Annotated in this window: 18 protein-coding genes; 6 read left to right on the top strand and 12 right to left on the bottom strand. The window is 72.2% G+C overall.

From position 1 onward, the window contains the following. Nucleotides 1-21: 21 nt before the first annotated feature. Genes DQE82_RS27580 through DQE82_RS27570 form a run of 3 tightly spaced genes read left to right on the top strand, consistent with a single transcriptional unit; the run spans nucleotide 22 to nucleotide 3,464 of the window. The gene (locus tag DQE82_RS27580) at nucleotides 22-1,152 is read left to right on the top strand and encodes a thiamine pyrophosphate-dependent dehydrogenase E1 component subunit alpha (RefSeq protein ID WP_064447801.1); all 1,131 of its coding nucleotides are present in this window, start codon (nucleotides 22-24) and stop codon (nucleotides 1,150-1,152) included. 27 nt (nucleotides 1,153-1,179) lie between these two features. After that, complete coding sequence (locus DQE82_RS27575; protein WP_043328770.1) at nucleotides 1,180-2,154, top strand: alpha-ketoacid dehydrogenase subunit beta; 975 nt, start codon at nucleotides 1,180-1,182, stop codon at nucleotides 2,152-2,154. 14 nt (nucleotides 2,155-2,168) lie between these two features. After that, entirely contained in the window at nucleotides 2,169-3,464 is a 1,296-nt protein-coding gene (locus DQE82_RS27570) for a dihydrolipoamide acetyltransferase family protein (protein WP_113974633.1), read from the top strand. A 76-nt stretch (nucleotides 3,465-3,540) separates the two neighbouring features. On the opposite strand, the gene DQE82_RS27565 is transcribed toward DQE82_RS27570, so the two are convergent. The 9 genes from DQE82_RS27565 to DQE82_RS27525 are packed head-to-tail and all read right to left on the bottom strand — an operon-like array spanning nucleotide 3,541 to nucleotide 14,475. Next, a complete protein-coding gene (locus tag DQE82_RS27565) occupies nucleotides 3,541-5,841 on the bottom strand; it encodes an arylsulfatase (RefSeq protein ID WP_113974632.1) in 2,301 nt (766 codons plus the stop codon). Between the two features lie 8 nt (nucleotides 5,842-5,849). Further along, nucleotides 5,850-6,605, bottom strand: a complete 756-nt coding sequence (locus DQE82_RS27560; RefSeq protein WP_113974631.1) for an SDR family NAD(P)-dependent oxidoreductase — start codon at nucleotides 6,603-6,605, stop codon at nucleotides 5,850-5,852. Beyond that, nucleotides 6,602-7,426: an ATP-binding cassette domain-containing protein gene (locus DQE82_RS27555; protein ID WP_030503861.1), complete on the bottom strand. Its 825-nt coding sequence runs from the start codon at nucleotides 7,424-7,426 to the stop codon at nucleotides 6,602-6,604. The genes DQE82_RS27560 and DQE82_RS27555 overlap by 4 nt, the downstream gene beginning before the upstream one ends. Further along, complete coding sequence (locus tag DQE82_RS27550) at nucleotides 7,423-8,409, bottom strand: ABC transporter ATP-binding protein (protein WP_231915594.1); 987 nt, start codon at nucleotides 8,407-8,409, stop codon at nucleotides 7,423-7,425. The genes DQE82_RS27555 and DQE82_RS27550 overlap by 4 nt, the downstream gene beginning before the upstream one ends. Nucleotides 8,410-8,414: 5 nt before the next feature. After that, nucleotides 8,415-9,299 carry an ABC transporter permease gene (locus tag DQE82_RS27545; protein ID WP_043328759.1) on the bottom strand — a complete coding sequence of 295 codons (885 nt, stop codon included), beginning with the start codon at nucleotides 9,297-9,299 and terminating at the stop codon, nucleotides 8,415-8,417. Continuing rightward, complete coding sequence (locus DQE82_RS27540) at nucleotides 9,296-10,240, bottom strand: ABC transporter permease (RefSeq protein ID WP_069087252.1); 945 nt, start codon at nucleotides 10,238-10,240, stop codon at nucleotides 9,296-9,298. The genes DQE82_RS27545 and DQE82_RS27540 overlap by 4 nt, the downstream gene beginning before the upstream one ends. Before the next feature lie 22 nt (nucleotides 10,241-10,262). Then, the gene (locus DQE82_RS27535; RefSeq protein ID WP_113974630.1) at nucleotides 10,263-11,705 is read right to left on the bottom strand and encodes an aldehyde dehydrogenase family protein; all 1,443 of its coding nucleotides are present in this window, start codon (nucleotides 11,703-11,705) and stop codon (nucleotides 10,263-10,265) included. Further along, nucleotides 11,702-12,937 carry a M20 family metallopeptidase gene (locus DQE82_RS27530; RefSeq protein WP_043328753.1) on the bottom strand — a complete coding sequence of 412 codons (1,236 nt, stop codon included), beginning with the start codon at nucleotides 12,935-12,937 and terminating at the stop codon, nucleotides 11,702-11,704. The genes DQE82_RS27535 and DQE82_RS27530 overlap by 4 nt, the downstream gene beginning before the upstream one ends. 11 nt (nucleotides 12,938-12,948) lie before the next feature. Next, complete coding sequence (locus DQE82_RS27525; protein ID WP_064447809.1) at nucleotides 12,949-14,475, bottom strand: PLP-dependent aminotransferase family protein; 1,527 nt, start codon at nucleotides 14,473-14,475, stop codon at nucleotides 12,949-12,951. Nucleotides 14,476-14,660: 185 nt separating this feature from the next. Here DQE82_RS27525 and DQE82_RS27520 point away from each other — a divergent pair, with 185 nt between their 5' ends. The 3 genes from DQE82_RS27520 (at nucleotide 14,661) to DQE82_RS27510 (ending at nucleotide 18,358) form a co-directional block, all read left to right on the top strand. Beyond that, nucleotides 14,661-15,749: a 3-isopropylmalate dehydrogenase gene (locus DQE82_RS27520; protein WP_064447810.1), complete on the top strand. Its 1,089-nt coding sequence runs from the start codon at nucleotides 14,661-14,663 to the stop codon at nucleotides 15,747-15,749. Nucleotides 15,750-15,756: 7 nt separating this feature from the next. Further along, on the top strand, nucleotides 15,757-16,713 hold the full coding sequence (locus DQE82_RS27515; protein WP_113974629.1) for a formylglycine-generating enzyme family protein: 957 nt from the start codon (nucleotides 15,757-15,759) through the stop codon (nucleotides 16,711-16,713). Nucleotides 16,714-16,837: 124 nt separating this feature from the next. Beyond that, nucleotides 16,838-18,358 (top strand): ABC transporter substrate-binding protein, encoded by a 1,521-nt coding sequence (locus tag DQE82_RS27510; RefSeq protein WP_064447812.1) that lies wholly within the window; start codon nucleotides 16,838-16,840, stop codon nucleotides 18,356-18,358. A 156-nt stretch (nucleotides 18,359-18,514) separates the two neighbouring features. Here the strand turns inward: DQE82_RS27510 and DQE82_RS30595 are convergent, their stop codons facing one another. The 3 genes from DQE82_RS30595 to DQE82_RS27500 form a co-directional block, all read right to left on the bottom strand. After that, complete coding sequence (locus DQE82_RS30595; protein WP_146074891.1) at nucleotides 18,515-18,715, bottom strand: hypothetical protein; 201 nt, start codon at nucleotides 18,713-18,715, stop codon at nucleotides 18,515-18,517. Nucleotides 18,716-18,980: 265 nt separating this feature from the next. After that, nucleotides 18,981-20,435: a P1 family peptidase gene (locus DQE82_RS27505; RefSeq protein ID WP_113974628.1), complete on the bottom strand. Its 1,455-nt coding sequence runs from the start codon at nucleotides 20,433-20,435 to the stop codon at nucleotides 18,981-18,983. Nucleotides 20,436-20,626: 191 nt separating this feature from the next. After that, complete coding sequence (locus tag DQE82_RS27500) at nucleotides 20,627-21,343, bottom strand: FadR/GntR family transcriptional regulator (RefSeq protein ID WP_233514810.1); 717 nt, start codon at nucleotides 21,341-21,343, stop codon at nucleotides 20,627-20,629. Nucleotides 21,344-21,438: the final 95 nt, after the last annotated feature.

Genomic DNA, 21,438 nt, shown 5'->3' with positions numbered 1-21,438 from the left:
GACGCACCCAGAAGGTGACGAATGACTACCGTAGATCTCGCCGACCCACCGGTCACCAACCCCTTCACCGGTACCACCGACCTTCCGCGCGCCGCCGAGGGCTGGACCCAGCTCGTCACCCCGGACGGACGCCTGCACCCGGACGTGGACGTCGACCGAGACGCCCTCGGCCGCCTCACCCGCGACCTGTACCGGGGGATGCGGCTGGCCCGCCGCCTCGACGACGAGGCGTTCGCGTTGCAGCGACAGGGCGAGCTGGGCCTGTGGCTGCAGTGCCGCGGCCAGGAGGCCGCACAGGTCGGCTCCGTCGCGGCGGTACGCGCCGACGACTACGTCTTCCCGAGCTACCGCGAGCACGCGGCGGCGCTGTGGCGCGGCATCGGCCCGGCCGACCTGCTCCGGCAGTGGCGCGGCGTCGCGCACAGCGGCTGGGACCCGGAGCCGTACTCGTTCCACATCTACACGCTGGTGCTGGCCGCGCAGCTGCTGCACGCCACCGGGTACGCGCTCGGCGTGCAGCGCGACGGCAGCGACACGGTGGTCGTGACGTACTTCGGTGACGGCGCGGCCAGTGAGGGCGACGCGAGCGAGGCCATGAACATCGCCGCCGTGAACGCCGCCCCGATGGTGTTCTTCTGCCAGAACAACCAGTGGGCCATCTCCACACCGACCGCGTCGCAGACGCGTACCCCGATCCACCGGCGCGGCGCCGGGTTCGGCCTGCGCAGCGAGTGGGTCGACGGCAACGACGTGCTGGCGGTGTACGCGGTGACGTCAGCGGTGACCGAGCACGCCCGCGCCGGCGCCGGCCCCGCGATCGTCGAGGCCACCACGTACCGGATGGGCGGGCACAGCACGTCCGACGACCCGACCCGGTACCGCACCGACGACGAGCTGGAAGCCTGGCGGGCGCGGGACCCGCTGGCCCGGGTCGAGGCGCTGATGCGCGCCGAGGGCTGGAGCGACGAGACGTTCCTCGGCCAGATCCAGGCCGAGGCGGACGAACTCGCCGACCGGACCCGCCGGGAGTGCCTGGCCCTGACGGCCCCGGACCTCGCGGACGCCTTCGCCACGGTGCTGTCCGACGTGCCCCAGCTTCTGCGGGAGGAGCGCGACGCGTTCGTCGCCTACCGCGGCTCCTTCCTCGACTGACGTCCGCCCCGATCGGAGAACTCGTTCATGCTCACTCTCTGTCAGGCACTGAACAGCGGCCTGCGCCGCGCCATGGAGGACGACGACAAGGTCCTCCTGATGGGCGAGGACGTCGGCCGGCTCGGCGGCGTCTTCCGGGTCACCGACGGTCTGCAGAAGGACTTCGGCGAGGCCCGGGTGGTGGACACCACCCTCGCCGAGTCCGGGATCATCGGCACCGCCATCGGGCTGGCGCTGCGCGGGTACCGCCCGGTCTGCGAGATCCAGTTCGACGGTTTCGTCTACCCCGCGTTCAACCAGATCGTCTCCCAGCTCGCCAAGATGCGGGCCCGCACCGGCGGCCGTACCGCCCTGCCGGTGGTGGTGCGCATCCCGGTCGGCGGCGGCATCGGCGCGGTGGAGCACCACAGCGAGTCGAACGAGGCGTACTTCGCGCACACCGCCGGGCTGCGGGTCGTCTACTGCGCGAGCCCGGACGACGCGCACTGGATGATCCGCCAGGCCGTCGCCGGTGACGACCCGGTGATCTTCTACGAGCCGAAGCGCCGCTACTGGGTCAAGGGCGAGGTGACACCGGAGGACGCGGGGCCGCCGATGCCGCTTCACCGCGCCCGCGTCGTGCGCCCCGGCGCCGACGTGACGCTGCTGACGTACGGCGGCACCGTCGCCACCTGCGTCGCCGCCGCCGAGGCCGCGGCGCAGGAGGGCCGCGACATCGAGGTGATCGACCTGCGGTCCATCTCCCCGCTGGACGTGGCGACCATCGAGGAGTCGGTCCGCCGCACCGGGCGGGCGGTGGTGGTCCACGAGGCCCCCACGTTCGCCGGGTTCGGCGCCGAGGTCGTCGCGCAGGTGACGAGCCGGTGCTTCTACTCGCTGGAGGCGCCGGTCGAGCGGGTCGGCGGGTTCAACCTGCCGTACCCGCCGGCCAAGGTCGAGGAGGAGTACCTGCCCGACCTGGACCGGATCCTCGACGCCGTCGACCGCGTCCTGGCCGCGTGAGGGGAGAGGTACCAGTGAGCGTTCAGCAGTTCCGCCTGCCCGACGTCGGCGAGGGCCTCACGGAGGCCGAGATCGTCACCTGGCGGGTCGCTCCGGGCGATCCGGTCGGCCTCAACGACATCCTGGTGGACATCGAGACGGCAAAGGCCGTCGTCGAGCTGCCCAGCCCGTACGCCGGGGTGGTGGACCGCCTGCTCGCCGAGGAGGGGCAGACCGTCGAGGTCGGCTCGCCGATCATCGCGATCCGGGTGCCGGGCGACGGCCCGGCGACGCCCGCCGACGAGCCCGCGGCCGCGCCGCCGACCGCTGACGAACCGGCCGTTGACGAGCCGGCGGCGGAGCGTACCGCGGTGCTCGTGGGCTACGGGGTGTCCGCCCAGGCGCGGACCCGCCGGCCCCGCCGCGCCACGCCGTCGGTCCGCCCGGCCGAGCCGGCCCGCCGGCCGCACACGTCCCGGCCGCCGGTGCTCACCAAGCCGCCGCTGCGCAAGCTCGCGAAGGACCTCGGCGTGGAACTGGCCGACGTGCGCGGCAGCGGCCCCGGCGGCCGGATCACGCGCCAGGACCTGCTCGACCACACCACCGGCCCGGCAGCGGCGACCGACGCCCGGCGGGACGAGCGCCTGCCCGTACGCGGGGTGCGCAAGGCGACGGCCGCCGCCATGGTCGCCAGCGCGTTCACCGCGCCGCACGTCACGGAGTTCCTCACCGTCGACATGACCGGCACCGTCGAGTTCGTGGACCGGCTGAAGCGGGACCCGTCCTTCCAGGGCATCAAGGTCAGCCCGCTGCTCGTGGCGTCGCTGGCGCTGCTGGACGCGATCCGCCGGCACCCGGACGTCAACGCCCGGTGGGACGAGGAGAACCAGGAGATCGTCCGGTTCGCCGACGTCAACCTCGGCATCGCCGCCGCGACGCCGCGCGGCCTGCTGGTGCCGAACGTCAAGGCCGCGCAGACCCTTCCGGTACGGGACCTCGCGGTCGCGCTGAACGAGCTGGCGGGCACCGCACGGGAGGGCCGCACCCGTCCCGCCGACCTGGCCGGCGGCACCATCACGATCACCAACATCGGGGTGTTCGGGGTGGACGCGGGCACCCCGATCCTCAACCCCGGTGAGGCGGCGATCCTCTGCCTCGGCGCGCTGCGCCGCATGCCGTGGGTCGTCGACGAGCAGGTCGTTCCCCGGTGGACGGTGCAGTTGTCGCTGTCGTTCGACCACCGTCTCGTGGACGGGGAGCTGGGCAGCCGGGTGCTCGCCCACGTCGGGCGGTTCCTGGAGGACCCGCTGTGGGGCCTGGCCCTGCGCTGAGGCCCCCCGCAGACAGACGGCGCGTGGACGGACAACGAGGTCCGTCCACGCGCCGTCGCCATACGCGCCGCGCGCGTCAGTCCACCACCTCGAACCCCACGCCGGCCGACGGCCGCGGCGCGACGTCGTCCGCCGCCGCGATGGGCTCGCCCACCTCTTCGGACGCGGCCAGCCGGAACCGCACGTACTCCAGCTCGCCGGAGAACTCGTGCCGGGCCGGGTAGCTCGGCGACACCGGCGAGTGGATGCTGCGCCCGATGTCCATGCCCGCGAAGCCGTGGAAGAACGGCAGCAGTCGCGGGAACAGCGCCGCGCCCGCCGCCTCGCCGTCCACGTACAGACGGCCGGTGCCCTGGCAGTCGGCGGTCTTCGTCAGCTCGAAGGTCAGCTCCACCGGGCCCAGCGGAAGCTCGCCCTCGGACCGCAGCACGTGGTGGACGCCGAGGTAGTTGTACTCGTACACCAGGCGGTTGTCCTTGATGTGCAGCACGTAGCCGCCGCTGACGTTGCCGAGCGCCACGATCACGCCGCCCTGCGCCGCGTCGGTGCGGCGCACCCGCGCGGTGATGGCGTGCGAGCGGTTCATCGTCGGCGGCACCGCCGCGCCGGACACAGTCGGTACGCCCGCCAGGTAGGTGAACACCAGCCGGTCCCGCACCGACCCGGGGCGTGGCACCCGGGCCCGGACCGCGAATCCCCTGTCGTCCAGCGGCAGCACGTCGTAGCGGGCCGCCTCGATCCAGAACTCCTCGATGAGACGCCGCAGCACCTCCGGGTACTCGGCGGCGAGGTCCCGGCTCTCGGTCGGGTCCTCGTCGATCCGGTACAGCTCCCAGCGGTCCTCGTCCCACGAGGTGCCGCGCTCGTGGAACGCGACAGCCTTCCAGCCCTGGTGGTAGATGCCCCGGTGGCCGAACATCTCGAAGTACTGGCGGTCCCGCGACGGCGGCGCCGCCGGGTCGCGCAGCCCGTCGCGGAAGCTGCGGCCGTGCAGCGGCATCTGCGGTACGCCCCGGCGCACTGCGGGCGGCTGCACCCCGACCAGGTCGAGCACCGTCGCGGTGACGTCGATGCTGTGCTGGAACTGCGTGCGCACCTGCCCGCCGGGCACGTCACCGGCCGGCCAGCTCAGCACGAACGGCACCCGGACCCCGCCCTCGTGGGTGTGCTGCTTGTAGCGGCGGAACGGGGTGTTGCTGACCTGCGCCCAGCCCAGCGGGTAGTTGCTCTGCGCCCGTGGGCCGCCGATCTCGTCGATCCGGTCCAGGCTGTCCTGAAGGTTCTCCGGCACCCGGTTCTGGAAGGCGGTGGGGTTGAGCGTGCCGAGCGGCGTGCCCTCGGGGCTCGCCCCGTTGTCCGACATGAGGACGAAGATCGTGTTGTCGAGGCGGCCGATCCGCTCCAGGAAGTCGACCAGGCGCCCGAGCTGGGCGTCGGTGTGGTCGACCATCGCCGCGTACGCCTCCTGCATGCGGGCGAACAGGCGGCGCTGCTCCGGCGGCACGTCGTCCCACGGCACGACGCCGGGGTTGTGCGGTGGCAGCGGCGCGTCCGGCGGGATGATGCCCAGCCCGATCTGCCGCCGGTGCCGGTCCGCGCGGACGACGTCCCAGCCGGCGTCGTAGCGGCCCCGGTACTTCGCCAGGTACTCCGGCGGGGCCTGGTGCGGGGCGTGCGCCGCGGCGTACGCCAGATAGAGGAAGAACGGCTTCTCCGGGGTGAACGACGTCTGGTCCCGGACGAACCCGATGGCCCGGTCGGTCAGGTCCTCGGTGAGGTGGTAGCCCTCCTCCGGGGTGGCCGGCGGGTCCACCTGGTGGTTGTCGTGGACCAGCTCCGGATAGAAGTTGTCGGTCTCCGCCTCCAGGAAGCCGTAGTACCGCTCGAAGCCACGGCCCAGCGGCCACTGGTCGTACGGCCCGGACGGCGTGGTGTGCTCCAGCGGCGCGACGTGCCACTTGCCGACCGCCATGGTGTTGAACCCGGCGTCGGCGAGCATCTCCGCGACGGTGGCGGCGGCGTGGGTGATCCGGCCCCGGCCGCTGGGGAAGCCGCTGTCGAAGTTGGACAGCATGCGCATGCCGACGCTGTGGTGGTTGCGGCCGGTGAGCACGCTGGCCCGGGTCGGCGAGCACAGCGGCGACGTGTGGAAGTTGGTGTACCGCAGCCCGGACGCGGCCAGCCGGTCGATCGTCGGGGTGTCGATCTCGGCGCCGAAGCAGCCGAAGTCGGCGAACCCGACGTCGTCCAGCAGCACGTACACCACGTTCGGGGTGCCCGGGGCGGCCGACGGCGGCGCGCTCCAGTGCTCCGTCGAGTCGTGGTAGGTGCGTCCGATCGTGCCCTCGTACGGAGGGTCCGCCAGCGAACTGGTCACGGTACGCCTCAGCCGGCCGTCGTGCCGCCGTCGAGGACGAGCGTGTGGCCCGTGACCATCCGCGCCTCCTCGCTGGCGAGGAACACCACCGCGTCGGCGGAGTCCCGTGGCGTCGCCATGCGGCCCAGCGGGATCGACGCGCGGAAGTTCTCCCTGGCGCTGTCCGGCACGTCGCCCATGCCACCGAGGAACGCCGACAACATCGGCGTCTCGGTCGCCGCCGGGGCGATCGCGTTGACCCGGATGCCGTGCGGCGCGAGTTCCAGCGCCAGCGCCTTCATCAGGCCGATGACGCCGTGCTTGGCGGCGGTGTACGGCGCGTACCGGGGGCGGGCGATGACGGCCTGCAGGGACGCGGTGAACACGATCGAGCCGCCGCCGGCCTCGATCAGCGCGGGCGTGGCCGCCTGCGCGGTCCAGAACGCGCCCTTGAGGTTGACGTCGATCACGCGGTCCAGCGTCGCCTGGTCCACCTCGTCGACCGGTCCGGTGAACGGCGTACCGGCGTTCGCGTGCATGAGGTCGAGCCGCCCGAACCGCTCGACGGCGGTCTCGACGGCGGCGCGGCAGTCAGCGGCCCGGGTGACGTCGCAGGCCACGCCGACGACGGCGGACCCGAAGCCGGCGGCCGCCTCGGCGGCGCGGTCGCCGTCGAGGTCGGCGATGACGACGCGCGCGCCCTCCTCGACCAGCCGGCCGACGGTGGCCAGTCCGATGCCGCTGGCGCCTCCGGTGACGACGGCGACGCGGTCAACCAACCTCATGTGCTGCTCCTGTTGAATCGGTCCAGGAGGTCGCCGCTCAGGGTGGGCACCGCGGACAGCAGCCTCTGGGTGTAGGGGTGCTGAGGGTCGGAGTAGATCGATTCGGTGTCACCCGTCTCGACGATCCGGCCCTGGTTCATCACCGCGATCCGGTCGCAGAGGTACCGGACCACGGACAGGTCGTGGGAGACCAGGATCAGGGTCAGCTTGAACTGCTCGGCCAGGTCGGTGAGCAGGTTGAGGATCTGCGCGCGCACCGACACGTCGAGCGCGCTGACCGGCTCGTCCCCGACGATGACCTTGGGCCCGGCCGCGAGGGCGCGGGCGATCGCGATGCGCTGCCGCTGACCGCCGGAGAACTGGTGCGGGTAGCGGGTCACCGCCTCCTCGGGCAGGCCGACGGAGTGCATCAGCTCGGCCACCCGGGCCCGGTGGTCGCCGGGCAGGCGCAGCGCGCGCATCGGCTCCGCGATGATGTCCGCGACGCGCATCCGCGGGTTCAGCGACGACATCGGGTCCTGGAGCACCATCTGCACGTCGCGCCGCAGGAACGCGAGCTTCCGCTCCGGTACGCCACTGATGCGCTGCCCGTTGTAGAACGCGGTGCCCGACGTCGGCTGGTCGAGGGCCATGAGGATGCGCGACAGCGTCGACTTGCCGGAGCCGCTCTCCCCCACGATGCCGAACGCCTCGCCCTCGTGGACCTGCACGCTCACGCCGTCCAGCGCGCGAATCGGCTGGCCCGGCGTACGCAGCGACCGCCGCGGGGCGCGGTACTCGCGCACCACGTCGACGGCTTCCAGCAACGGGGTGGTGGTCATGCGCTGGCCTTCCCGCTTCCTAGGGGCTGGTCGCTCTCGATCGGGTGGTGGCAGGCGGCCCGCTGGGTGCTGCCGGGCGGCGCCGTCAGCAGCGGCACGGTGCCGCAGACGTCGTCGGCGCGCGGGCAGCGGTTGCGGTACACGCAGCCGGTGGGGAACGACCCGAGCGACGGCACGCGGCCCGGGATGGTCGACAGCCGGCCGCTGCCGTCGGTGCTCTCCAGCACCGTGGACGCCCGCAGGCCCGCCGTGTACGGGTGCCGGGGCGAGTCGAAGACGGTCGTCACGTCGCCGTGCTCGACGATCGAGCCGCCGTACATGACGAGCAGTTCCTCGCAGATGCTGGCGACCACCGGCAGGTCGTGCGTGATGAGCAGCAGCGACGCGCCCTCCTCGCGCACCAGCGTGTCCATCAGCCGCAGCATCTCCGCCTGCACCGTGACGTCCAGCGCGGTGGTGGGCTCGTCCGCGACCAGCACGGCCGGGTCGCACGCCAGCGCGATGGCCAGCACGACGCGCTGGCGCTGACCGCCGGAGAGCTGGTGCGGGTACTTGCGCGCGGTCCGGTCGGGCTCGGGCAGCTGGACCCGTTCGAGCAGTTCGACGGCGCGGGCGGAGGCCGCCGCGCGGCTCATCCCCTTGTGCAGCCGCAGCGACTCGGCGACCTGGTTGCCGACCCGCATCAGCGGGTTCAGCGCCGTCATCGGCTCCTGGAACACCATGGCGATGTCGTTGCCGCGGACCGCGCACATCTGCTTGTCGGACAGGTCGAGCAGGTTCCGCCCGTTGAGCAGCACCCGGCCGGACGCGGTCACACCGTGCGGCAGCAGGCCCATCAGCGCGAGCGCGGTCAGGGACTTGCCGCAGCCGGACTCGCCGATGAGCCCCATCCGCCGGCCCCGCCCGATCTCGAACGAGACGCCCTTGACGGCCTGGATGTCGTGGACCTTGACGACGAGGTCCTCCACCACGAGCCCGCTCACGCCGGTCACCGTCCTCTCAGCCGCGGGTCGAGGGCGTCGCGCAGCCCGTCGCCCATGAGGTTGAAACCGAGCACCGACAGGGCGATGGCCAGACCGGGCCAGACGGCCAGCATCGGCTGCACGACGAAGTAGTTCTGGGCCTCCTGGAGCATCCGGCCCCAGGTGGGGGTCGGCGGCGGGGTGCCGTACCCGAGGTAGGACAGCGCCGCCTCGGCGAGCACCGCGTGCGCGAACGACACCGACGCCTGCACGATCAGCAGGGCCGCGATGTTGGGCAGCACGTACCGGACCATGAGCACCACGCCCCGGCGGCCGTAGCTGCGCGCGGCCAGCACGAAGTCGCTCTGCAGCACCTGCATCGCGCCGGCCCGGGTGAGGCGGCCGAACACCGGGACGTTGGCGACGCCGATCGCGATCATGCCGGTGAGCGTGGACGCGCCGAAGCCGGCGGCCAGGATGATCGCCAGCAGGATGGCCGGGAAGGCGAACACGATGTCCAGCGCCCGCATCACCGGCTCGCTGAGCCAGCGGTGCCCGGTGGCGGCGAGCAGACCCAGCGGTACGCCGACGACGGCCGCGATCGCCACCGCGACGACGCCGACGAACAGTGTGGTCCGCGCGCCGACGAGGAGCTGGCTGACGATGTCCCGGCCGAAGTGGTCGGTGCCGAGCCAGTGGTCGCCGCCCGGGGAGAGCAGCGTCTGCGACGGGTCGACCCGGGTGGGGTCGTACGGCGTCCAGAGGAACGACACCAGCGCGGTGAGGACGACCAGGCCCACCAGGCCGGCGCCGATCACCAGCGTGAGGTTCCAGCGGCGGCGCGGCTTGACCGGGCCGGCCGCGACGACGTCGGCGGTGGCGTCCGGTGGGGCGTCGGCGACTGATGTCATGCCTTGCTCCTCAGCCTGGGGTCGACCGCGTGGTACACCACGTCGACGACGAAGTTGATCAGAAGCACCGCGGCGGTCAGCACCATCACCGTGCCCTGCACCTTCAGCAGGTCGCGGTTGCCCACGTCCTGCAGCAGCATCCGGCCGAGACCGGGCAGGCCGAAGACGTTCTCGATCACGACGGTGCCGATGAGCAGCGTCGCGAGTTGCAGACCGAGGACGGTGATGACCGGAATGGCCGCGTTGCGCAGCGCGTGCCGGGTCAGCGCCTGCGAGCGGCTGAGCCCCTTGGCCCGCGCGGTCTGGATGAAGTCCTCCTGCATGACCTCGACCACCGCGGACCGGACGTAGCGCATCAGGATCGCGCCCTGGGCCACGCCGAGGACCAGCGCCGGCATCAGCAGGGCCCGCACGGCGCCGCCGAAGTCGTCCCATCCGGTGAACCCGCCGGCGGGCAGCCACTGCAGCTTCACCGCGAACACGGTGATGAGCAGGATGCCGAGCCAGAACGACGGAACGGCGATGCCGACCTGGCTCAGCGCGGACAGCGCCGTGCCGATCGCGGTCCGGCTCTTCACCGCGGCGAGGATGCCCAGCGGTACGGCGATGAGCAGCGCCAGCGTCATCCCGGCCAGGATCAGCGGTACCGTGACGCCGAGCTTGTCGCCGATCTCCGAGCCGACCGACACCCCGCTGAGCGGCGAGATGCCGAAGTCACCGCGGATCAGGCCGCCGGCCCAGTCGAGGTACCGCTCGGTGAACGGGCGGTTCGTCCCGAACTGCTCCCGCAGCGCCTCCAGCGCCTCCGGGGTGGCGTTCACGCCGAGCATCGCCTGCGCCTGGTCGCCCGGCAGCAGCGACAGCATCGTGAAGACGAGGATCGACGCGGCGAACAGGGATACCGCGAGGATGGCCAGCCGCCGGACGAAGTAGATCACCATGCCTGTGTGCTCCCACTCCGAATCATGGCCTGATCATCACCATCTTGGTCACGGTCAGCTCCTCCATGGCGAAGCGCGGTCCCTCCCGGCCGATGCCGGAGTCCTTGACGCCGCCGTACGGCATGTTGTCGGCGCGGAAGCCGGGCACCTCGTTGACGAGCACGCCACCGACGTCGAGGCGGCGCACCACGTCGAGGGCCACCGCCAGGTCGCGGGTGAAGACGGCGGCCTGGAGCCCGTAGCGGGACCGGTTGACCAGCTCGACTGCTGCGTCCATGTCCGGCACCGACCGGACGCAGACCACCGGCCCGAAGATCTCCTCCGCCCAGCACTCGGCGTCCTCGGGGACGTCGACGAGCACCGTCGGCTGCAGCACCCGGCCCTGCGCCGTACCGCCGGACAGGCAGCGCGCCCCGGCGGCGACCGCGCGGTCCACCCACGAGTGGACCCGCTCGGTGGACGCCTCGTCCACCAGGGCGGACACGCGGGTGTCGGCGGACCGGGGATCACCTGTGGTGACGTTCGCCAGCAGCGGCCGGAGGCGGTCCAGCAGCGCCTCGCGGACCGGCTCCTCGACGATCACCCGCTGCACGCTGATGCACGCCTGGCCGGAGGCGTAGAACCCGCCGCGTACGACCGCTTCCGCGGCCCGGTCGAGGTCGGCGTCGCGGCCGACGACGAGCGCCGCGTTGGACCCGAGTTCCAGCAGCACCTTGCGCGGGGCCGCGGCGCGGGCGATCTGGTGGCCGACCTGCGCGGACCCGGTGAACGACACGGCGGCGACGCGCGGGTGGGTGGTCAGGAGCTTGCCGACCTCGACACCGCCGGTGACGAGCTGGACGCCGGCGGCCGGGCAGCCCGCCTGGCGGAACAGGTCGATCAGCACCAGCGTGGCCAGCGGCGTGTTCGGCGCCGGCTTGACGATCACCGGGCAGCCCGCCGCCACCGACGGCGCGACCTTGTGGGCGGCCAGCAGCAGCGGGTAGTTGAACCCGGTGATGCCGACGACGACGCCGACCGGTCGGCGTACCCAGAAGCCGAGCATGCCCTCGCCGGCCGGCTGCATGTCCAGCGCCACCGTCTCGCCGGTGAGGTGCCCGACCTCCTCGGCCGCCGTCTCGAGCGTGACCAGCGTGCGGGCGACCTCGACCCGGCAGTCGACAAGCGGCTTGCCGGTCTCCAGGACCAGCAGTTCGGCGAGGTCGTCGGCGCGGGCGCGGACCTCGGCGGCGACTGTCGTGAGGATGGCGCGCCGCCGGTGACCGGGCAGGCCGGCCATCTCCGCGGCGACCTCGTGCGCGGCCTCGACAGCCGCTTCCGCGTCGGCGGCGTCACCCCAGGGCGCCTGGGTCACGGTGCTGCCGTCGTACGGGAAACGGACCGGCGCGGTCTGCGCGGTGGTGGCCCAGCCCGCGCCGATCGGCAGTCCGGCGGGCAGCGCGGTCAGCAGCTCCTGCGCGGTCACGACGCCGCACCCGTCGCGGCGCCGGTGAGGAAGGCCAGCGCCGCCTCGGCGTAGACCCTGGTCTTGCGGACGATGTCGTCGACCTCGACGTACTCGTCGGGCTGGTGGGCGATCCACTTCGGGCCGGGGCCGTACACCACGTTCGGGATGCCGCTGTCGCGCCACAGGATGGTGCCGTCGGTCGCGCCGGGCACTCCGCCGAAGACCGGCGCCGTACCGGTGACGGCGCTGTGCGCCTGCGCCACCGCCAGGGAGATCGGGTGGTCCTCCGGGGTGACCGCGCACGGCCGGTCGTCGACGACCTCGACGGCGAAGCTGACGCCGTGCCGGGCGCCGATTTCGTCGGCGTCGGAGCGCACGCGCGCGGCGAGCGCGGCGTGGTCGACACCGGGGACGGTCCGGCAGTCCACGCCGAGCACGGCGCGGCCGGGGATGACGTTGAGCTGGTCGGCGGAGCCGGCGTCCAGGACCGTGGGGGTCAGGAACGTCAGGCCGAGGTGCTCGTGCTCCCCCGGGTCGGCCTGCAGCTCCTTCTGGTACCGGCCGAGCGCGGCCACCAGTTCCGCCACCGCCGGTACGGGGTTGCGGCCGTGCTGCGGCATCGCGCCGTGCGCCATCTTGCCGGTGCAGGTGACCAGCAGGCGGACCGCGCCCTTGGCGACCGCGCAGATCTCCTCCGCCTCCGGCTCGCAGATGATCGCGGCGTCCACCTCGCGGGCCAGCGCGGTGGTGGTGAAGTGCTTCGCGCCGAGCATCTGGCCCTCCTCGTCCACCAGGGCCGCCACCACGATCCGGCCCGGGAACGGTCCGGCCAGCTCGACGGCCCGGGCCGCGTGGATCATCGCGGCGACGCCGGCCTTCATGTCGGCGGAGCCGCGACCGTACAGCCGCCCGTCGACGATGTCGCCGCCGAACGGGTCGACCGTCCACTCCTCGGGAGAACCCTCGGTTACGACGTCGGTGTGCCCCTCGAACATCAGCGTCGGACCGGGCAGGCCGCCCTCCACCACCGCCACCACGTTGGGCCGCCCGGGAACGACCTCGGTGACCTCCGGCCGCCAGCCGAAGCCCCGCATGACCTGCGCGACGAGCTCCGCCACTGGCTGCTCGCTCCGCCCCTGCGCGGCGTCCCAGGTCGAGGGGATGCGGACCAGGTCCTGGGTGAGCGACACGACGGCTTGCTCGTCCACGAGATGGCCGGCGCGGAGGGAGGCATGGGTGTCCGACGTCATGGCGTCGGAGGTTACGAACTCCGACCCCGGAGGGGAACGTCCAGTTTCCGGGTCGGTGGGGGTACCAGCCGTGGCCGGACCTGGTCTTCTACGGCCGCGGCGACCCGCCGGACCCCCTCGTCGATCCGGTCCAGCGGCATCACCTGGTACCCCAGCCGCAAGTGGTGACGCGGGGTGGGGCGGGTGGTCCAGTACGGCTCGCCCGGGTCGAGCAGGACACCCTGGCGGCGCAGGTCGACGGCGAGCTGCCCGGCGTCCAGCCCTGGCGGGCCGGTGATCCACCGGGCCAGGCCGCCGCGCGGCACCGGCTGCGGCCCCCAGCGCACGTGGCGCTCGATCGCGCGCGTCATCTCCTCGTACAGCCCCTGGTAGTGGGCGCGGATACGGCGCACGTGGCGGGCGAGGTCCCGGCTGGCGATCATCCGGGCCAGGGCGCGCTGCATCGGTCCGGGCGGGTGGCGCAGCACGTAGCGGGAGCGGGCCCGCATCGCCTCCACCAGCGCCGGGGACGCCACCACGTAACCGAGCCGCAGGCCCGGCGCCAGCAGCTTGCTGAAGCTGCCGAGGTAGACCACGCGGTCCTCGTCGTCCAGCGCCCGCACCGCGACCGCCGGGATGCCCCGGAACGTCATCTCCGGGTCGTAGTCGTCCTCGATCACCACCGCGTCCGCCGCGCCGGCCCGGCGCAGCAGCTCCTCACGCCGGGACGCCGACATCGTCGCGCCGGTCGGGTACTGGTGGCTCGGCGTGACGTACACCAGCTCCGCGCCGTGCAGGTCGGCCGGCAGGTCCTCCACGACGAGGCCGTCCTCGTCCACCCGGCCGGGCACCACGTCGGCGCCCGCCATCTGCATGATCGTCCGCGCGTCGGGGTAGCCCGGGTCCTCCACCAGCACGACGCTGCCCGGCCGGACCAGGACGCTCGCCAGCAGGTGCAGCGCGTGCGTCGAGCCCAGCGTGATCATCACCTGGTTCGGCTCGGCCGAGATGCCACGCGACGGCAGCACGTGCTCACAGAGCTGGCGGACGAGCTGCGGGTCGTCGGCCTGGCCGGCGTCCCCGATCACCCGGGACAGCCCGTCCTGCCGTACCGCCTCGCGCTGCGCCCGCTCCCACGCGCCGGTGGGGAACATGCCGGGATCCGGCTGGCCGACGACGAAGGGGAACGGCGCCCGCGACCACGCCGGGTCCCGGTGTACGGGGGTGGGCGGCGGCTCGGGCAGCCGTGCCTCCCAGTCGATGGGCCGTGTCGCGGAGCGGGAGGTCCGGCGCGCGGCCCGCATCCGGACCACCGCCTCGGAGGAGACGTAGAGGCCGCGCCGGGGAATCGTCGCGATCAGGCCCTGCTCCATGAGCCGGTCGTACGCGGTCAGCACCGTGTTCCGGGAGACGCCCAGCGCCTCGGCCAGACGGCGGGTGCTGGGCAGCGGGCCGTCGTCGTACTGCCCCGCGAGGATCGCGTCCTCGAGCCCCGTGATGATCTGCTCGTAGAGCGGAACCGAGCTCTGCGGGTTGACCGGCAGCAGAAAATCCGCCATCTCGACCTCCCCACCTCTCGCGGGGATCTCGCCTCGTCCCGTCGTCGCACTCCTGCGCACACCATCCGCATCCCGCTGGTACCAGCCTAGCCGGAGACCTGGACCTGTTGCGGAGGGCCCGATCCCGCCACTCTTGGCCGACGATGGCAGGTGAGGGTCTCCTGCACGCGGACAGAGGTGGACTAATGAGCGCCCAGCGAATCGCGCTGGTGCCCGGCGACGGCATCGGACCGGAGGTCACCGCGCAGGCGGTCAAGGCGTGCGACGCCGCCGCCCAGCGGTTCGGGCTGGACCTGGTCTGGGAAGACTACGAACTCGGCGCGGACTACTGGCGGATCACCGGCCAGGTCGTGCCGCCGGACGTGGAGCGGGAACTGGCCAAGGCGGACGCCATTCTCTTCGGCGCCGTCGGCGACCCCTCGGTGCCACCCGGGGTGCTGGAACGCGGCCTGGTCATCCATCTGCGGACCGCTTTCGACCAGTACGTCAACCTGCGGCCGGTCAAGCTGCTACCAGGTGTGCCCTCGCCCATCGGCGGGCTGCGTCCGGAGCAGTGCGACCTGGTGATCCTGCGGGAGAACACCGAGGGCGCCTACGTCGGTGCCGGCGGTTTCATCCACCGGGGCGGGCCGGACGAGATCGCCACCCAGGAGTCGGTCAACACGCGCAAGGGGGTCGAACGCCTCATCCGGCACGGTTTCCGGCTGGCCCTGACCCGCCGCAAGCACGTGACCCTGGTGCACAAGGCGAACATCCTCACGTACGCCGGCGACCTGTGGCAGCGGACCTTCGAGGAGGTCGCGGCGGAGTACCCGGAGATCTCGGTGGAGTACGTGCACGTCGACGCGATGTGCCTCTACCTGGTCACCCAGCCGGAGCGGTTCGACGTCGTGGTCACCGACAACCTGTTCGGCGACATCATCACCGACCTCGGCGCGGCCGTGCAGGGCGGTCTCGGCCTGGCCGCGAGCGGCAACCTCAACCCGACCGGGTCGGCGCCGAGCATGTTCGAGCCGGTGCACGGCTCCGCGCCCGACATCGCGGGCCGGGGCTGGGCCAACCCCGCCGGGTCGATCCTCAGCGCCGCGCTGATGCTGGAGCACCTGGGCCACCCGGAGGCGGCCCGCAGCCTGGAGGACGGGGTGAAGGCGGTGCTGCCGCGCCTGGGCGCGATGCGCGGGCCGGAGATGGGCATGTCGACGGAGGACTTCGGGGACGCCGTCGCCGCCGCCATCAGCGAGGACGCGTACCAGGCGGACGCCCTGCCGGCGTAGCGCGGATGTGAGCACCGAATCGGCTGAACCGGACGACGGCGGAGGAAGCCCTCCGCCGTCGCCGTGTTGCGCGCCGAAACGCCCGCCCGCCGCCGCCGGATCGACGGCCGGCCCCAGTGCCGTCCGCGCCGGCCCCACCGGTACGGACGGCCTGATCGCGCTGCCCGGCGGCACCTTCCTCATGGGCACCGACGATCCGGAGGGCTTCCCGGAGGACCTGGAAGGGCCGGTCCGCCCGGTCACCGTGGCCCCGTTCGAGATCGCCGCGACACCGGTGACGAACCGGCAGTTCGCCCGCTTCGTCGAGGCCACCGGCTACCGCACCGACGCGGAACGGTACGGCTGGTCCTTCGTCTTCCACCTGCTGCTCGCGCCGTCCGCGCGCCAGTGGGTGCTCGACGCCACGGTGCCGGGCGCGCCCTGGTGGCTGGCGGTCGAGGGGGCGCGCTGGGCGGCCCCGGACGGGCCCGGCTCGGGCCTGTCCGGACGCGAGCGGCATCCGGTCGTCCACGTCTCCCACCGGGACGCCGAGGCGTACTGCGAGTGGTCGGGGACGCGGCTGGCGGCCGAGGCCGAGTGGGAGTACGCGGCACGCGGCGGGCTGTCCCAGGCCCGCTACGCCTGGGGCGACGAGCTGACCCCGGGCGGGCGGCACCTGTGCAACATCTGGCAGGGCGCCTTCCCCACTGTCAACACCGCGGACGACGGGTTCGTGGGCACCTCTCCGGTGACCACGTTTCCGCCGAACGGCTACGGCCTGTACGACGTCGCGGGCAACGTTTGGGAACTCACGGCCGAACCCTGGCGCGACCGCCGAGGACACGTCTCACCAGGTGAGAGCGTCATCAGGGGTGGTTCGTACCTCTGCCACGACTCTTATTGCAACCGTTACCGCGTGGCCGCACGGAGTCGGACCACCGTTGACTCCTCAAGTGGCAACACCGGATTCCGGGTGGCCCGGTAGTCAGACGCCGATTGGTACCTGCCGACCCCGCTGAACTGGCCCTTTTGCATCGGGTACCACACTCCTAGTGTCCCGCCTCACAGGCTACGAGCGCCCTTGGCGTTCTTCGCGATGGGACACACGAATGAATCGGCTGAAGATAACGCTGCCCGCCGTGCTGCTCGCCACGGCGCTGGCTCTGACCGCGTGCAGTAGCGATGGTGACTCCGAGACCACCACCGGCGGTGGCGGTTCCGGCAACGGCACGGTCACCCTCGGTGCCTACCTCGAGCCGGTGAGCCTCGACCTGACCGCCGAGGCCGGCGCCGCGATCCCGCAGGTCCTGCTCTACAACGTGTACGAGGGCCTGGTGCGCCAGAACGCGGACACCGGTGAGGTGGAGCCGCTGCTGGCCAGCGAATGGAAGATGTCCGACGACGGCACCAAGTACACGTTCAAGCTCCGCGACGGCGTGACCTTCCACGACGGCCAGAAGCTCACCGCGCAGGACGTGGTGTGGAGCTTCAAGCGGGTGACCGCGGAGGGCTCGACGAACCCGTTCAAGTCCCAGATGACGGTCGTGAAGACCGTCGAGGCGCCCGATGCGTCCACCGTGGAGGTGACGCTGTCGCGGCCGAGCCAGAGCTGGCTGTTCGACGTCGCCGGCCGCGTCGGCGTGGTGCTCAAGGAGAACGCCACCGACCTGGGGACCAAGCCGAACGGCACCGGCCCGTTCAAGTTCGACAAGTGGAACCGGGGCGACAGCATCACCCTGGTGCGCAACGACGGCTACTGGGGTGAGAAGGCGAAGGTCGCCACCGCCGTCTTCCGCTACATCACCGACGCGAACGCGCTGAACAACGCGATGCTCTCCGGTCAGCTCGACATCGTGGCGAACATCCAGGCGCCGCAGCTGCTCGAGGTGTTCAAGGGCAACAAGCAGTTCCAGGTGATCGAGGGCAAGACGACCGGTGAGGTCGTCCTGTCGATGAACAACAGCAAGGGCCCGCTGGCCGACGTCCGGGTGCGCCAGGCGATCCGCCACGCGATCGACCACGACGCGCTGATCAAGACCGTGTGGTCCGGCTACGGCACGAAGATCGGCAGCATGGTGCCGCCGAGCGACCCGTGGTACGAGGACCGCACCGGTGACTTCCCGCACGACCCCGCCAAGGCCAAGCAGCTGCTCGCCGACGCCGGTCACGCGAACGGGCTCACCCTGACCATGGACGTCCCGCCGCCCGGCTACGCCCGCGCCTCCGCGCAGTTCGTCGCCTCGCAGCTCGCCGAGGTCGGCATCAAGGTGACCCAGAACAACGTCGAGATGCCGCAGTGGCTGGACAAGGTGCTCGGCAAGGCCAACTACGACATGTCGATCATCGCCCACGTCGAGCCCCGTGACCTGGTCCGCTACGGGCAGCCGGAGTACTACTACCGGTACAAGAACCCGGCCGTCACGCAGCTCATGAACGAGGCCGACACGGCCCTGGACGCGGCCACCCGGGACAAGAAGTTCGCCGAGGCCGCGAAGGTCATCTCGCAGGAGGCGGCCAGCGACTGGCTGTTCCTGCTGCCGAACCTGGCGGTGATCCGCGACGGCGTCGAGGGCTACCCGAAGGACGCGGTGACCCAGTCGTTCGACGTCACCAAGGTCTCCAAGAAGTAGCCAGCACCACGACCCAGAAGGACCTGGTGGGCTCCGCCCACCAGGTCCTTCTACGTGTGCCTGCACCCGCGAGGAGGTCGAGGTGATGGTGCAGGCGTGCCTCGGGTCGCCCCGACACCGGCTGGCCCGGCAGCGGCTCGGGCCGGCCGACGGCCTCTAGGGCAACGCCCGGGGCACCGGCACGAGCATCGCCGAGCCGGGTTCGCGTTGCCCGGACGCGGGACGTCGACGATCGTCGCCGAGCCGGGGCTGAACTGCGTACGCCCGGCCCTGGAGTCCGGCGACAGCGCTGCGCAGCAACCCGCCGAGGCGGCACGCTCCCCACGCCTGGCCGGCTGCGTCCGGCGCGCCCAGCATCTGCCCTGCTTCGAGGTGCGCGGGCCGTGACGGCCCACTCCGCCGATCTTGGAGTTGTGGCGCCCAGGATGCCCGAGTGGCGACTTTTGTGAGCCACCACAAGTCCAAGATCGGCAAGGCGCACGCCGGGCGCACGCCGGGCGCGCCGCGCGGGGCGGGTGGGGTGAGGAACGCAGCGAGGCGGGTCCCGTCCGGAGTGGACGGAACCCGCCTCGATCGTTCACACGCGCCTAGCTACCGGCGCGAGGGTGAGACGGCGCGCGTGTCAGGCGAGCTGGTCGGAAGCCTGCCCCCGGCGGCGACCCCGCAGGTGCATGCCCAGCAGGCCGACGCCCAGGATGCCGGCGGCCAGCAGGCCCGTGGTCACGCCCGTGGAGAGCGTGGGACCGCCGGTGTTGTCGGAGGCGAGGACCATGCCGTTCTGCGACTCCTGCTGCGTGGTGTTGCTCGCCGGAGCGGCCTTCGGCTTGGGCTTGGGCTTGCCGTTGTCGGCACCGGCCGGCGCGGGGACCGGGGTCTGCGCCAGCGCCTGCGTGGCCTGGGCGAAGGTCTCCGGGGTCACGTCCGGGGCGTTGCCCTGGGTACGCCACTGCTTGAGCTGCTTCATGCCCTTGCAGGCCGAGGGGTAGCGGTCGCAGTAGCTGGTGGTGTTGCCGATGCTCTCGGACGAGAGAACGGCCTTGGCGATGGCACGGGCCAGCGTGCTGGCGCCGGCGTTGAAGATGGCGTTCAGCTGACGGGTGTCGGCCGGGTCGTTGATCTGCAGCGCCTCGCCCTTGCCGGTGGAGACGGCGAAGACGGTGTCACCGTCGCCCAGGGTGTGGATGGGGCTGATCGCGCGGGCCATGCCGTCGTGCGCGTTGCCGGACATCCGCTGGGCAGCGGCCTTCTCGAGCGGCGCGTTGGTGGCGACCACGGCGATCGTGGTGTTCGCCGGCTGCTGCGCGGCGGTGCTCGGCGGGTTGCACTCCTGCTTCTTCGGAGCCTTGTAGCCGGCGAACTCGTTGCCGATGCCGAACTTGACGCCGTACAGGGTGCAGTCGGCCGGGTCGACCGGGGAGCCGGCCGGGTTGACGATCACCATCGCGCCGACGTAGATGCCGTCGCCGAGGTGGACGCTGGCGGTGCCGACGCCGCCGCGCAGGCCGCCGCCACGGGCGCCGGTGCCGCCGCCGACGCCGCCCTGACGGACCGGACCGTCCGAAGTGGCCTGCGCCGCGAGGTAGCCCCACTCGGCGGAGGTGCGCGCCTTCGGGTCACCGCCGCGGCCGAGGTCGAAGATGTCCGCGGCCGGGACGATCGGGGCCACGCCGCCGGCGCCGACGCGTACGCCCTCGCCGCGGTCCTCCAGCCAGCGGATGATGCCGTTGGTGGCGGACAGCCCGTACATGCTGCTACCGCCGAGCTGGATCGCGTTGACGCCCGGGTTCGAGTTGAGCGGGCTGAGCAGGTCGGTCTCCTTGGTGGCGGGGGCGCCGCCACGCTGGTCCACACTCGCCACAGACATCTGCGGCATGTACACGACCGAGGTGCCGGTCAGGTACGGGGCGGTGTCGGACTGGACCTGGCCGACCTGGATGCCGGGAACGTCGGTGATGGCGTTGTGGGCGCCCGGCGCGCCGACGGCGGGGTTGGCCGCAGCGGGCGACCCGCTGACGAGCACGATGCCCGGACAGACCAGGGCAGCCGCGGCGAGCGCGGCAAATCTGGACGACTTCATGGAGCTTCTCCCATGCGAAGCACTGCGACTACCGCCCAGCTTGGGACGGTCGCGGCATTGGTCAACTGCGGAGTCCCCCGTGTACACGACGGTGATGTGGGGGAGGCTACTGGTCAGACCAGTTGAAGGGAAGAGCCTGCTCAGCTGATGGCCGACTCTCATAATCCGAGGTCAGGCCACATCAGGCGGATTCAGAGCAATACGTCCACCATCGAGCGGCGCGCCTCCGGCACGTACTCGGCGTAGTAGCGGTGCAGTTCCTCGCGGGTCAGCCGGGTGACCTCGTCGGCCTCACCGGCGCGCATCGCGTCGAGAACGCGGCGGTGGTGGGCCAGGGTGCGCTCCATCAGGGCCTCGCGGTCCGGCGCCTCGGCGAGCTTGGTGGAGATCAGGTCCAGCACCATGCTCCGGACCGCGTCGAGGCAGAGCACGAGCAATTCGTTCCCGGACAGCCGGGCGACGTGCTCGTGGAAGCGCACGTCGGCCGCGCTGAACGCCTCGTAGCCGTCGGCCACCGCGTCCCGCATGCCCGCCAACGCCTGCTCCAGTTCGTCCAGCTCGGACGGTGACGCCATCCGGGCGGCGACGGAACCGGCCGCCGACTCGATGATCATCCGGAACTGGAGCAACTCCGCCACGCCGAGCCGCCGGCTGTCCACGACCCGGGCGAACAGCTTGCGCATCGCCGAGGCCGTCGAGGCGATCACCTGCGGCCCGAGCGGGTCACCGGGACGCGAACGGATCAGGCCGCTGCTCTCCAGCACGCGCAGCGCCTCACGCACAGTGGACCGGCTGACGTCGAACTGCGTCGTCAGTTCGCGCTCGCTCGGCAGCCGGTCCCCCGGCCGCAGAACCCCGGCGGCGATCCGCTCCTCGACCTGCCGGACGATCCCCTCGTACGCCCTCACGGTTCGCACTGGAGCGAACGAGACACCCTTCGGCATGGCGAACCTCCCGACGCACGGCGGCCTCGCGCCGCTGGGAACAACGGTACGGTGCATCG

It is taken from the genome of Micromonospora sp. LHW51205, from assembly GCF_003315815.1.
Classification (GTDB): Bacteria; Actinomycetota; Actinomycetes; order Mycobacteriales; family Micromonosporaceae; genus Micromonospora; species Micromonospora chalcea.
This window is presented reverse-complemented; position numbering and strand designations above follow the sequence as displayed.

Bases quoted from the DNA above. Each gene is read 5' to 3' on its own strand.
- DQE82_RS27545 (WP_043328759.1), bottom strand. From the start codon at position 9,299: ATGACATCAGTCGCCGACGCCCCACCGGACGCCACCGCCGACGTCGTC.
- DQE82_RS27540 (WP_069087252.1), bottom strand. From the start codon at position 10,240: ATGGTGATCTACTTCGTCCGGCGGCTGGCCATCCTCGCGGTATCCCTG.
- DQE82_RS27525 (WP_064447809.1), bottom strand. From the start codon at position 14,475: ATGGCGGATTTTCTGCTGCCGGTCAACCCGCAGAGCTCGGTTCCGCTC.
- DQE82_RS27510 (WP_064447812.1), top strand. From the start codon at position 16,838: ATGAATCGGCTGAAGATAACGCTGCCCGCCGTGCTGCTCGCCACGGCG.
- DQE82_RS27575 (WP_043328770.1), top strand. From the start codon at position 1,180: ATGCTCACTCTCTGTCAGGCACTGAACAGCGGCCTGCGCCGCGCCATG.
- DQE82_RS27580 (WP_064447801.1), top strand. From the start codon at position 22: ATGACTACCGTAGATCTCGCCGACCCACCGGTCACCAACCCCTTCACC.
- DQE82_RS27520 (WP_064447810.1), top strand. From the start codon at position 14,661: ATGAGCGCCCAGCGAATCGCGCTGGTGCCCGGCGACGGCATCGGACCG.
- DQE82_RS27555 (WP_030503861.1), bottom strand. From the start codon at position 7,426: ATGACCACCACCCCGTTGCTGGAAGCCGTCGACGTGGTGCGCGAGTAC.
- DQE82_RS30595 (WP_146074891.1), bottom strand. From the start codon at position 18,715: ATGCTGGGCGCGCCGGACGCAGCCGGCCAGGCGTGGGGAGCGTGCCGC.
- DQE82_RS27505 (WP_113974628.1), bottom strand. From the start codon at position 20,435: ATGAAGTCGTCCAGATTTGCCGCGCTCGCCGCGGCTGCCCTGGTCTGT.
- DQE82_RS27560 (WP_113974631.1), bottom strand. From the start codon at position 6,605: ATGAGGTTGGTTGACCGCGTCGCCGTCGTCACCGGAGGCGCCAGCGGC.
- DQE82_RS27530 (WP_043328753.1), bottom strand. From the start codon at position 12,937: ATGACGTCGGACACCCATGCCTCCCTCCGCGCCGGCCATCTCGTGGAC.